General features: G+C 36.7%; 11 protein-coding genes. 10 read left to right on the plus strand and 1 reads right to left on the minus strand.

The window, feature by feature from the left end; translation table 11 throughout:
• The first annotated feature begins 23 nt into the window (after window positions 1–23).
• Together pyk and BK574_RS22365 are read left to right on the plus strand one after the other, a co-directional pair.
• Window positions 24–1,778: a pyruvate kinase gene (gene pyk, locus BK574_RS22360; RefSeq protein WP_075386016.1), complete on the plus strand. Its 1,755-nt coding sequence runs from the start codon at window positions 24–26 to the stop codon at window positions 1,776–1,778.
• 116 nt (window positions 1,779–1,894) lie between these two features.
• On the plus strand, window positions 1,895–2,290 hold the full coding sequence (locus tag BK574_RS22365) for an FxsA family protein (protein ID WP_075386017.1): 396 nt from the start codon (window positions 1,895–1,897) through the stop codon (window positions 2,288–2,290).
• Window positions 2,291–2,521: 231 nt separating this feature from the next.
• Here the strand turns inward: BK574_RS22365 and ytvI are convergent, their stop codons facing one another.
• Window positions 2,522–3,637: a sporulation integral membrane protein YtvI gene (ytvI, locus tag BK574_RS22370; RefSeq protein ID WP_078430143.1), complete on the minus strand. Its 1,116-nt coding sequence runs from the start codon at window positions 3,635–3,637 to the stop codon at window positions 2,522–2,524.
• A 233-nt stretch (window positions 3,638–3,870) separates the two neighbouring features.
• On the opposite strand from ytvI, the gene BK574_RS22375 reads away from it, so the two are divergent.
• The 8 genes from BK574_RS22375 to hflC all read left to right on the plus strand — a co-directional run bounded on the left by BK574_RS22375 (window position 3,871) and on the right by hflC (window position 13,357).
• On the plus strand, window positions 3,871–4,344 hold the full coding sequence (locus tag BK574_RS22375) for a DUF441 domain-containing protein (RefSeq protein ID WP_078430144.1): 474 nt from the start codon (window positions 3,871–3,873) through the stop codon (window positions 4,342–4,344).
• Window positions 4,345–4,562: 218 nt separating this feature from the next.
• A complete protein-coding gene (gene citZ / locus BK574_RS22380; protein ID WP_075386020.1) occupies window positions 4,563–5,678 on the plus strand; it encodes a citrate synthase in 1,116 nt (371 codons plus the stop codon).
• 119 nt (window positions 5,679–5,797) lie between these two features.
• Complete coding sequence (gene icd / locus BK574_RS22385) at window positions 5,798–7,066, plus strand: NADP-dependent isocitrate dehydrogenase (protein WP_075386021.1); 1,269 nt, start codon at window positions 5,798–5,800, stop codon at window positions 7,064–7,066.
• Between the two features lie 249 nt (window positions 7,067–7,315).
• Window positions 7,316–8,260 carry a malate dehydrogenase gene (mdh, locus tag BK574_RS22390; protein WP_078430145.1) on the plus strand — a complete coding sequence of 315 codons (945 nt, stop codon included), beginning with the start codon at window positions 7,316–7,318 and terminating at the stop codon, window positions 8,258–8,260.
• A gap of 346 nt (window positions 8,261–8,606) precedes the next feature.
• Window positions 8,607–9,326, plus strand: coding sequence for a response regulator transcription factor (locus BK574_RS22395; protein WP_078430146.1), 720 nt, complete (start codon window positions 8,607–8,609; stop codon window positions 9,324–9,326).
• On the plus strand, window positions 9,319–11,112 hold the full coding sequence (gene pnpS / locus BK574_RS22400; RefSeq protein ID WP_078430147.1) for a two-component system histidine kinase PnpS: 1,794 nt from the start codon (window positions 9,319–9,321) through the stop codon (window positions 11,110–11,112). The genes BK574_RS22395 and pnpS overlap by 8 nt, the downstream gene beginning before the upstream one ends.
• 356 nt (window positions 11,113–11,468) lie before the next feature.
• Complete coding sequence (gene hflK, locus BK574_RS22405) at window positions 11,469–12,425, plus strand: FtsH protease activity modulator HflK (RefSeq protein ID WP_180320599.1); 957 nt, start codon at window positions 11,469–11,471, stop codon at window positions 12,423–12,425.
• Window positions 12,425–13,357, plus strand: a complete 933-nt coding sequence (hflC, locus tag BK574_RS22410; RefSeq protein WP_078430148.1) for a protease modulator HflC — start codon at window positions 12,425–12,427, stop codon at window positions 13,355–13,357. The genes hflK and hflC overlap by 1 nt, the downstream gene beginning before the upstream one ends.
• Window positions 13,358–13,362: the final 5 nt, after the last annotated feature.

Raw genomic sequence — 13,362 nt, forward strand, 5'->3', positions numbered from 1 at the left:
TATACAGGGAGGAACAATTAGCAATGCGAAAAACAAAAATAGTATGTACGATTGGTCCAGCAAGTGAAACGGTTGAAAAGTTAATTGCGTTAATCGAAGCTGGAATGAATGTTGCGCGGTTAAACTTTTCTCATGGTGATTTTGAAGAACATGGGGCACGAATAAAAAACATTCGAGAAGCAGCTGAAAGAACGGGAAAGAATGTAGCGATCCTCTTAGATACAAAAGGACCAGAAGTTCGAACTCAAACGGTTGAAGGCGGCGCTGTTGAATTAAAACAAGGACAAGAATTAATCCTAGCTATGGAAGAAGTAGTAGGAAATGCAGCGAAAATATCAGTTACATATCCTGGTCTAATTCATGATGTTCATCCTGGATCTAAGATCTTATTAGACGATGGATTAATTGGGTTAGAAGTGATTGAAATAGGAACAAATGAAATCAAAACAAAAGTTTTAAATACAGGTGTGTTAAAAAATAAAAAAGGCGTCAATGTACCAAATGTAAGTGTCAATTTACCAGCTATCACAGACAAAGATGCTGAAGATATAAAGTTTGGAGTAGAGCAAGGTGTTGACTTCATTGCTGCATCTTTTGTGAGAAGAGCATCAGATGTCCTGGAAATCAAAGATCTTTTAGAAAAATATAAAGCATCAGATATTCATATTATTCCGAAAATCGAAAATAGAGAAGGTGTGGATAATATTGATGAAATTTTACAAGTAGCTGACGGATTAATGGTGGCACGTGGTGACCTTGGAGTTGAAATCCCTGCAGAGGAAGTGCCGCTCGTTCAAAAAGAATTAATTAAAAAGTGTAATGCCATTGCAAAACCCGTAATCACTGCGACACAAATGCTCGACTCAATGCAACGTAATCCAAGACCAACACGTGCAGAAGCGAGTGATGTAGCTAATGCCATTTTCGATGGAACGGATGCGATTATGCTTTCTGGTGAAACTGCAGCTGGAGAATATCCAGTTGAGTCTGTACAGACGATGCATAATATCGCTAGCCGTACAGAAGAAGCTTTAAATTACAAAGAGATGCTTTCTAAGCGAATTAAAGATACACGAATTACAATTACAAGTGCGATTAGCCAATCGGTTTCTCATACCGCTTATAATTTAAATGCATCAGCTATTTTAACGGCAACGGAAAGTGGATATACAGCGAGGGTAACAGCGAAATATCGGCCAAAATCGCCTGTAATCGCCGTTACGAGTAGTGAAAAAGTATTACGTCGACTTTCATTAGTATGGGGCGTCATTCCAAGATTAGGAAGAGTTGCATCGACAACAGATGAAATGCTCGATATTACAGTACAAGCTGCAATGGATTCAGGTTATATTAATCACGGCGATTTAGTAGTCATTACAGCAGGTGTACCTGTAGGAGAAACAGGGACAACAAATTTACTAAAAGTTCATGTTATCGGCGAAGTGGTTGCAAAAGGTCAAGGAATCGGACGCAGAACGGCAACTGGAAAAGTAGTTGTGGCCAATTCAGCTGAAGAAGCGAACAAAAAAGTGAATGAAGGGGATGTACTCGTTACTTTAAGTACAGATAAAGATATGATTCCTGCATTTGAAAAAGCTGCTGCAGTTATAACTGAAGAAGGTGGATTAACTTCTCATGCTGCAGTTGTTGGACTTAATTTGGGCAAACCTGTAATTGTTGGGGTCGAATTTGCAACAGAGCGATTTAAAGACGGTGAAGAAGTAACTGTCGATAGTGCAAGAGGAGATATTTACAGAGGACACGCAAGTGTTTTATAATATTTACAAAGAAAAGAAGGGTATGCCCTTCTTTTTTTGAATTTAAGGGAGTGTTTTTTTACTTAGCTGACGATCAATCGTGTATTAGAGAGGAAATAAGAAAGTAGGTTACACATATGTTTCGATTGTTACTTTTGTTAATTATCGTAGTGCCTGCATTAGAAATTGCAGTGTTAATATTATCAGGAAATTATTTAGGAATTTGGCCAACTATTTTTCTCATTATCTTAACAGGTGTATTAGGAGCATGGTTAGCGAAAAAAGAAGGTCTCCAAACATTACGCCTAGCCCAGTTACAAATGCAACAAGGTCAGTTGCCGAATGGGGTTATTTTAGATGGCATTTGTATCTTAGTAGGAGGAGTAGTACTACTCACTCCAGGATTTATTACTGATGCGATCGGTTTTTATTTACTTATTCCATATACTCGTGCATCAGCAAAAGCGCTTTTAATGAAAATTTCACAACGATTGATCAATAGTGGAAATTTTATTTTTATTTCTAGAAAATAAGATTTTTTTTTCAGCCTATTTTGACAAAAAAAGAGTAGACACGAATTCTTTCCGAATTCGGTCTACTTTTATTAATTTAGCCATCTATCCATACATTTATCCTGTTATCCTGGTTAAGTCTTAGGGTAAAAACCCCCACCTCTTAACGTAAGTGTAGGTGGGAAGTTCTAATTAGGTGGAGTCGAAACTTCTTCTGATTCCCTGATGTTCGAGCTTGCTGGAACGAGTTCGCTATGATTTCTTCTGGAGAACAAAATCTCGAATATCATGGAACACATTAGCTTTGTAAATCGTATTGAGAAAAACTAAACTTGCCGGTCCAATAATAAGCCCTAAAAATCCAAATAATTGAAAACCAACAAATAAGGCAATTAGCATTGCTAATGGTTCGACACCTATGCTACTAGATAGTACTTTCGGTTCGAGTAATTGTCGTTGAATTAATATGATACCATAAAGCACACAAAGACCGATTGTTAACGATAACTGACCAGCAAAAAAACTATAAATAATCCATGGAATAAAAATAAGTCCTGTACCTAAATAGGGAATTAAATCGACGATAGCAATGATAACTGCAATAGTAAAAGGATATTCGACTTGTAAAATGAGTAGACCTGATAAAACGAACACAAACGTTATTGAAATTAATGTGAGTTGACCGAGCATATAACCGAAAAGGGCATGCTTTAAATCATTTAGTACTTTTGTAGAACTTTCAATTACTTTTTGTGGTAAAGATTTTCGGAAAAAACGAGTGAGTTTATACCAGTCTTTACTAATAAAAAAGGTAGCCATTAATGTAAAAAGAAATACAGTAGCAAGATTTGGCAAGGACAAGAGAAAGTCCGATAAACCATTAAATAACTTTTGTACCGCTGAGCCTGCGTTCGTTGCAATTTGCGAACTGAATGTTTGAATATAGTTCAAAATGGTGGATTGTTGTTCGGCTTCCAGCGAATTAATCGAACGAATCACTTGCTCATAAATAGGAAGTAACGTCGTAAAGAAAAACCCCTCAAGGTAAAGAACAAGTGTATTAATATGATACGGGAGTACTGTAGCTAAATGATTCGACCCAGAAATGATTTCTGCGATAAATAACGTAATAAGACCAGAGAAAACAACAAAGATTAACATTAATGACACGAACACGGCAATAGTTCTGTTCAATTTCCAACGAAACTCAAGAAAATTCACGAGTGGATTAATTAAAAATGCAAGTATAAACCCAAATATAAAAGGGTAGGTTACCGATGTAACATAATATGAACTTATAACAATAGACAAAATGATCATAAGTACAAAAATGATTCGCAAAGTTAAAGTGAATTGTTCTTTATTCAATAGGATCCCTCCCTTGCTTGTACATCATATGAGCATACAGTTAAAAAAATGAGAAACGGACAAGAAATGATTGATTAAATAGGGATCTACAGGTTTTGAAACGGAATTGTATCAGTGTTCTGTACTATAATACATTCATAAGTAAACTGCTATTATGAAACATAGCGAATATTTTGGAAATATGGTATGATGTTGAATGAGGATTGCCTATGGAGGAAGGATGAACAGTTAATTTGTTGTCTCAATCATCATTGTTTTTACTGATATTATTAGTGATTAGTTGGCTGGGGAAAAACCAGTCATTACTAGTAGCTGTTGTTGCACTCCTAGTATTAAAGTGGTCAGGGCTTGGTGACAAACTCTTTCCAATAATACAGGCAAAGGGGATCAATTGGGGAGTTACAATATTGACCATTGCCGTTCTAATACCAATTGCAACGGGAGAAATAGGTTTTAAACAATTAACAGACTCTCTTAAATCTTCGTATGCTTGGATTGCACTTTTTTCTGGTATTGCTGTTGCGTTAATTGCAGCGAGTGGGGTAGATCTATTAAAGGACGACCCACACATTACTACAGCATTAGTGCTAGGAACAATATTAGCAGTTGTTTTATTTAAAGGTATAGCTGTAGGACCTTTAATCGCAGCAGGAATTGCGTACTTAATTATTCAAATTATCTCTTTTTTTTCAGCGGGTGGGAGTTAATTTTTTTCGTGTTTCCATTTATCAGAAAAATCAGACTAGTTAAACTTTTCAAAGTAAGTGATGAATATTTTGATAAAACGTTCACAAAACTTAAAAAAATGTTTATAATGTAAGTTGATTGAAACTTCCTTCCTACATAGTTTTAGATGGAAATGTAAGCATTTACTTTTCCTCGTGTAAATCTGTATGAATATAACGGGTAAAGGAGAGGTTGAGAAATGAGTACTACAAAGGGTCTTGAAGGAGTTGTAGCAACAACTTCTAGTGTAAGTTCTATCATTGATAGTGTATTAACATATCAGGGGTATAACATTGACGATCTAGCTGATAACGCAACATTTGAGGAAGTAATTTATTTACTTTGGAATGGTAGATTACCAAACCAAGCAGAGCTTGACCAATTAACGAAGGATTTAGCTGATAATGCTGATATTCCTCAAGAAGTACTTGAGTTTATGAAAGCTTATCCGAATAAAGATGTTCATCCTATGGCGGCTCTTCGTACTGCAGTATCAAGCTTAGCGCTTTATGACGACCAAGCAGATGTAATGGACGAGCAAGCGAATCGTCTGAAAGCCATTCGCTTACAAGCAAAATTACCAACACTTGTAACAGCATTTTCTCGTATTCGTGAAGGTAAAGAGCCAATCGCACCACGCAAGGACTTAGGTTTCGCTGCAAACTTCCTATACACATTGACAGGGGAAGAACCAGATGAAATCGCAATCAGCGCTTTTGATAAAGCTTTAGTTCTTCACGCTGACCACGAATTAAATGCATCAACATTTACTGCTCGTGTCTGTGTAGCTACACTTTCAGATGTTTATTCTGGAATTACAGCAGCTATTGGAGCTCTAAAAGGCCCATTACATGGTGGAGCTAATGAAGCAGTAATGAAAATGTTACACGAGATTGGTGAAGTAGAAAATGTAGAGCCATATATTCGTCGTGCATTAGACAATAAAGAAAAGATTATGGGCTTCGGTCACCGCGTTTATAAAGATGGAGACCCGCGTGCAAAACATTTACGCGAAATGTCTAAGAAATTAACGACTATTACTGGTGAACCTAAGTGGTATGAAATGTCTGTAAAAATCGACGAAATGGTTACGAGCGAAAAAGGCTTATTACCAAATGTTGATTTCTATTCAGCAAGTGTTTATCATAGCCTTGGTATTAAATATGACTTGTTCACACCAATCTTTGCAGTGAGCCGTACTTCTGGATGGTTAGCTCATATTTTAGAGCAATACAGTAATAACCGTTTAATCCGTCCACGTGCAGAATATGTTGGACCAGACAAACAAGTTTACGTACCAATTGAAAAACGTTAAAATAGTATAAGTATTGATTTATGTCAGGAGGGGGAAACTCCTCCTTGTACATGTTTTTAGAATGTAAATATCATTGGTAAGTGATTTTACAAATCATTGTTAGGGAGGTAAATGTGATTATGGCAAATGGAGAAGCAATTAAAGTAAACAATGGGGTATTAGATGTACCGAATAATCCAGTCATTCCGTTTATTGAAGGAGATGGAATTGGATCAGATATCTGGGCTGCTGCTTCAAGAGTTCTAGATGCTGCGGTAGAAAAAGCGTACAATGGTGAGAAGAAAATTGAATGGAAAGAAATTCTAGCTGGGGAAAAAGCGTTCAACCAAACAGGTAGCTGGTTACCAGATGAAACCCTTGAGGCTGTTCGTCAATACATAATTGCAATTAAAGGACCTTTAACAACACCAATTGGTGGAGGTATTCGTTCATTAAACGTTGCTCTTCGTCAAGAACTAGATCTATTCACTTGCTTACGTCCTGTTCGTTACTTTACAGGTGTTCCATCACCAGTAAAACGTCCAGAAGATACTGATATGGTAATCTTCCGTGAAAACACTGAAGATATCTATGCAGGTATCGAGTACCAATCTGGTTCAGAAGAAGTGAAAAAGTTAATCAATTTCTTACAAAATGAAATGGGTGTAAATAAAATCCGTTTCCCAGAAACTTCAGGTATTGGTATTAAACCAGTTTCCCAAGAAGGGACATCTCGTTTAGTTCGTGCTGCTATTCAATATGCAATTAATGAAGGTCGTAAGAGTGTTACTTTAGTTCATAAAGGTAACATTATGAAATTTACTGAAGGTGCATTTAAAAACTGGGGCTACGAACTTGCTGAAGCTGAGTTTGGCGACAAAGTATTTACATGGGCTCAATACGATGCAATCGTTGAGCGCGATGGAAAAGACGCTGCAAATGAAGCACAAGCAAAAGCTGAAGCAGAAGGAAAAATCATCATTAAAGATGCAATTGCTGATATTTTCTTACAACAAATCTTAACTCGTCCAGCTGAATTTGATGTAGTAGCAACTATGAACCTAAACGGTGACTATATTTCAGATGCGTTAGCTGCTCAAGTTGGTGGTATTGGTATTGCTCCTGGAGCAAACATTAACTACGACACAGGTCATGCGATTTTTGAAGCTACACATGGTACAGCTCCAAAATACGCTGGATTAGATAAAGTTAACCCATCTTCAGTGTTATTATCTGGTGAGTTAATGCTTCGTCATCTTGGATGGACAGAAGCTGCTGATTTAATCATGGGATCAATGGAAAAAACAATTGAAAGTAAAGTTGTAACATATGACTTCGCACGCCTTATGGATGGTGCTACTGAAGTGAAATGTTCTGAATTCGCTAACGAATTAATTAAAAATCTTTAATTTACTCTAGAGTTTAATTGATTCTTATAAATGTGTGATCAATAAAGGATGGAAAATGGCTGCTTCTGGCAGCTGTTTTCCTGATTTATTGCACAACCTCTTTGATTTCCTGTTCATTATAGAAGGTTAGTAGCCTGATTAAGGGGCTAGACTTCCAAGCAACAGAGAAGTAAGTCAATGAAGAGATTAGGTGGCTTATGGCCTACCTATTTGAACAAACTCTAATAAGACGTCAGGAGTGGTTGGATAATGGCAATTAAACGTAGAAAGATTTCTGTTATTGGTGGAGGGTTTACTGGTGCAACAACAGCACTAATGGTAGCACAAAAAGAATTAGGGGACGTTGTACTTCTTGATATTCCACAAATGGAAGGTCCTACTAAAGGTAAAGCTTTAGATATGCTTGAATCTACACCTGTTCAAGGACTTGATTCAAACATTATCGGTACTTCAAGTTATGAAGATACAGCTGGTTCGGATGTTGTTGTTATTACTGCTGGTATTGCTCGTAAGCCAGGTATGAGTCGTGATGACCTTGTAAATACAAATGCAGGTATTATGAAGGCTGTTACAAAAGAAGTTGTTAAACATTCACCAGATTGCTACATTATCGTACTTACTAATCCTGCAGATGCTATGACATACACAGTTTACAAAGAGTCAGGTTTCCCGAAAAATCGTGTAATTGGTCAATCAGGTGTACTTGATACAGCTCGTTTCCGCACGTTCGTTGCTCAAGAATTGAACGTATCTGTGGAAGATGTAACTGGATTTGTACTTGGTGGACATGGCGATGATATGGTACCACTGATCCGTTACTCGTATGCTGGTGGAATTCCATTAGAAAAACTTATTCCTCAAGATCGTTTAGATGCAATTGTGGAGCGAACACGTAAAGGCGGCGGAGAAATCGTTGGTCTTTTAGGAAACGGTAGTGCATATTATGCACCAGCGGCTTCTTTAACTCAAATGGTTGAAGCAATCCTGAAAGATAAAAAACGGATTATTCCTACAATCGCCTACTTAGAGGGTGAGTATGGGTACAATGATTTGTATGTTGGTGTACCAACAATCCTCGGTGGCGACGGTATCGAAAAAGTAATCGAACTAGAACTTACAGCTGAAGAGAAAGCTGCTCTTGATCAATCTGTGGAGTCAGTTCGTAACGTAATGGCTGCGTTACCAAAAGATTAATTACTTAATACAAAAAAGAAGTAATTCACAGTGCTGGCCACTTGTGTATTACTTCTTTTTTTGTAGAAAATATAAAAATGGAAATCGTTTGTAAAAAGGAATGTCAGTTGACGTACTGGCATTCCTTTTTTTTTGAGTATGCTTTATCCCGCACCAACTGGCAGTAATACCCCAACTTCAAGACGTCGAAAAATCAAGAAGGATAAGATAAGAGTGGGGGATGAGGAAAACCCTCACTGATGGAAGTTTCACTTTAGTAAATGATCTTTACATTAAATTTACAATGTTTTGTTATAATCAATAATAAGATTACAATTTCTTAAAAATCTTATTTTCGGAGGAAGTTATGACACAAAGATTATTAGTTGTAGACGATGAGGAATCTATCATAACACTACTGCAATTTAATTTAGAACAAGCTGGATATGAAGTTGAAACTGCGATGGATGGTTCGACTGCATTTGAACTAGCACAATCACAGCATTTTGATTTAATTGTGTTAGATTTAATGATTCCTGAAATGGATGGGCTAGATGTCTGCAAACAAATGCGTTTACGTAAAGTAATGACACCTATTCTCATGTTAACAGCTAAAGATGATGAATTTGATAAAGTATTAGGTTTAGAGCTGGGGGCTGATGATTATATGACAAAGCCTTTTAGCCCTAGAGAAGTTGTAGCGAGGGTTCGAGCGATATTAAGAAGAGTTGGGCAAATTCAAGAGGAACAAGAAGGATTAAATACAATCAATACGGTCGTTCGAGTAGGCGAGGTTGACATTTACCCTGATAATTATGAAGTACATTATAAAAATCAACCATTAGAATTAACTCCGAAAGAATTTGAATTGCTTCTTTATTTAGCAAACCATAAAGGAAGAGTTTTAACACGAGATCAATTACTTAATGCGGTTTGGAATTATGAGTTTGTAGGAGACACTCGTATTGTTGACGTTCATATAAGTCACTTAAGAGAAAAAATAGAGCCCAATACAAAAAAACCGATATATATAAAGACGATACGTGGACTCGGTTATAAATTGGAGGAGCCGCATTTAGATGGGTAAGTTTCGTTTTCGTTTAGTATTTTCAATACTTGCCGTAACTTTAATTGTACTCGTTGGTTTAGGACTAATAATCGGCCAATTATTTAAAGATTTTTACTTTGATAGCATTACCGATCGTTTAAAAAAAGAAGCTGATTTGGCAGCTTACAGTGTATTAGAACTAGGCTTATACGATGAGGAGAGAACTCAGCAACTCGCTATCGAAATTAGCAAAAAACTTACCACAAGAGTAACGCTTATTTTAGCTGATGGAACTGTTGTAGGTGAATCTGAGGTCGATGACTTGCAGGTATTGGATAATCATTTGGATCGGCCTGAAATTCGATCTGTTATCGAAGGCAACGCTCAATATGAAATTCGATATAGTGATACAGTAGAAAAAGAATTAATTTATTTTGCAGTTCCTATTCTAGATAATGGCGAAAGGATCGGTTTTTTACGTCTCGGGATTCCATTTGAAGAGTTCAATTCTATGAATCAAAAAATTTGGGGACTTCTTATTTTTACTATATCGTTAGCCTTTATTGTTATTGTTTCAGTTACTTATAGAATTGCCAACCAAATGATTCAACCGATCGAAGAAGCAACAAAAGTAGCTAACTCTTTAGCAGAAGGGAATTATAAAGTACGAACGATGGAAAGCAGCCATGATGAAGTAGGGCAATTGAGTAGATCGATTAATGTGTTGGCATATAACCTTGACCAAATAACGATGAGGCATCAAATTCAACAAGAGAGAATGGAAACGTTAATTGAAAATATGGGAAGTGGATTAATATTTATTAATCCACGAGGAGATATTTCTCTCATCAATCGTTCATGTAAGGAAATTTTTCAAGAAAACACTGATTTATGGTTAAACCGTTTATATCATGAAGCATTAAAACATAAAGAAATAATTAAAATTGTTCAAGACATTTTGATGACAGAAACAAAACAACGCAAACAAATTAAATTACCAATCCACCTAGAAGTGCGTCACTTTGATGTATATGGAGCTCCAATCATTGGAGAAGATGAAAAGCTACGTGGAATAGCGCTTGTCTTTCATGATATTACGGAATTAAAAAAATTAGAGCAAGTTAGAAAAGACTTTGTCGCGAATGTATCGCATGAATTAAAGACTCCTGTTACTTCTATTAAGGGTTTTACCGAAACTTTATTAGATGGTGCAATGGAAGAACAACAATTTAGAGAAAAATTCTTAACGATCATCTTAAAAGAAAGCGAACGTTTACAAAACTTAATTCATGATTTATTAGAACTTTCTAGAATAGAACAACAGTATTTTAAGATGAATTGGCAAAAAACAGATGTGTCGACCATACTAGAAGATGTCCAAACGTTGTTGAAACCGAAGGCAGATGAGAAAGAAATCCAAATAAATGTAACATCTACAGGTGATACCAGAATAGACGGTGATCCTGTTCGTATAAAACAAATTGTCATTAATCTTGTTAATAATAGCATTACGTACACACCTGCGGGTGGTGAAGTATTTATGGAGGTAACAGAACAACGGGATGAGGTAGTTCTGAAAGTGAAAGATACAGGAATTGGCATGAGTGAAAATGAGCTTCCTCGTATTTTCGAACGGTTTTACCGCGTTGATCGAGCAAGGAGTCGTAACTCAGGTGGGACTGGACTTGGACTTGCCATCGTAAAACATTTAGTAGAAGCCCATCATGGTAGAATTGATGTGGAGAGTTCGGTAGGGGAAGGGACGTTATTTATCATTACATTTAACAAGCAATCAGAAGAGGTTGACTTCTTTACAAATAATTAATATATCCTTTATCTGAAATTTACGGTTACTCGATATAATAATATCGAACGGTTTCATCAATGCCTGTAAGCTGTCTGTTTCGCTCATCCCTTCAGACATTTTACGGCAAAGTTGTTTTACATCCCCTTGGTTAGGATGAGAGCTTCCCCTTAGCTTTCATCCTTTTTTTTGTTATGCTAACAATTGTTATTTTTTTCAATCGATGGGAGTATGGGATTTTTCCTATATTCTTGTAAACTAATATACTATAATATTTATATGAAACTTTTTCTTAGGTGTTTCGTAATAGTTAAGAGGAAGAATGTGAAACAATCTTAGATTGTAAAATATTATGGGAGACAGAAAGAGGGGATGAAATGGTGGTAAGCATTAAGCAAATGATTGTTGGATTTCTTTCAGCGATCGGAATTGGAATTTTAGCCTTATTTATCGCGACAGGCTGGTACATTGTTGACGAAACTGATCAAGCAGCATTAATTACGTTTGGTAAAGTAGAAGAAATGGTATCAGAACCCGGTCTTAAATTTAAATTGCCATGGCCGATACAGCGAGTAGAAATTCTTTCAAGAACGACGAATAACCTTCGTGTAGGCTTTGATGAACGTAATGGAGAGTTGAACTACACGGATGAGGCAAAAATGATTACAGGTGATGAAAATATTGTATTGGCAGACCTCATCGTACAATGGAGAATTACAGATCCTGAAGAGTATTTATTCAATGCCGATCAGCCAGAGCAAATTTTATTTAATGCAGCTTCCGCCTCGTTAAGGGGAGTTATCGGTAGTTCAAGAATTGACGACATACTAACTGACCAACGCCCAGAGATTGAAGCTAAAGTTAGGGAAAATCTTTTAACGTATATGGAGACTTATAAAATTGGGATAACTGTCATGGATGTCAAACTTCAAAATGTTGAACTTCCGAATGAAGAAGTGAGACGTGCGTTTACTGAAGTAACGGATGCTCGTGAAGAACGTTTAACAAAGATTAATGAAGCCAACAGATATCGTAACCAATTAATTAATGAAGCAAAAGGGGAACAAGATGCTATTATTTCCCGAGCGGAAGGTACTAGGACAGAACGTATTGAACGTTCGCGCGGGGATGTGGCAAGATTTAACGCTCTATATGAAGAGTATTTAATTAATCCTGAAGTAACAAGACAGCGTCTAGTGTTAGAAACATTAGAAGAAGTATTACCAGGTACAGAAATTTATATTATGGATAGTAACAACAATAATGTGAGTTATTTACCAATCCGACCAATTGATCGTGCTCAAAACCAGGCAGCTGAAGGGGGGAACAACTAATGAGTGATAATAATATTGTTGATTTAGATGAGCGTCGTCCGAGCGATGAATGGAAAAAGTATACGCGTATAGGAGTGACATTAGTCATTATTATCGCGGTAGTTGCAACGATCCTTTCGAATTTATTCATCGTTGAGCAAGGGGAATATAAGGTTGTACGTCAATTTGGTGAAGTGGTCAGAATTGAAGATGAACCAGGATTAAGTTATAAAATACCGTTTATCCAGTCGGTAACTTCATTACCAAAATATCAAATGGTCTATGATATTACGCCAGCGGAAATAAATACAAGAGATAAAAAGCGGATGCTCGTTGATACTTATGCCGTATGGAGTGTGCAAGAACCTAGACTTATGATCTCAAATGCACGATCCGTTCAAAATGCAGAATCAATCATGGGTAATTTTATTTTCTCAGTTATTCGTGCTGAACTTGGTCAACTTGACTATGACGAGATCATTAATGATGAAGCTTCCAATCGCGGAAGTTTTAACGAACGTGTTCGAGATCGAGTCAATGAATTGTTAGAGAGAGATAATTACGGAATTCAATTAACGGATATTCGGATGAAGCGTACGGATCTTCCTGAAGAAAATGAACAAGCGATTTTCCGTCGAATGATTTCTGAGCGTCAATCAACAGCTCAAGATTATTTATCACAGGGGGATGCTGAAGCGAATCGAATTCGTGCCAACACCGACCGTGAAGTTCAAGAAATCGTCGCTAGAGCAACAGCCGATGCGAATGAAATCATTGGTGAAGGTGAAGCTGAAGCTGCACGTATTTACAATGAATCGTTTGGTCAAGACACAGAATTTTATAATTTGTATCGTACCCTCCAATCGTATGAAAAAACAATTGAAGATGAGACTGTAATTGTTCTCCCAGCAGATTCGCCTTATGCTCGGATTTTAATGGGATATATTGATTAAGAATT

The sequence above is a fragment of the Alkalihalobacterium alkalinitrilicum genome (assembly GCF_002019605.1).
Classification (GTDB): Bacteria; Bacillota; Bacilli; order Bacillales; family Bacillaceae_F; genus Alkalihalobacterium; species Alkalihalobacterium alkalinitrilicum.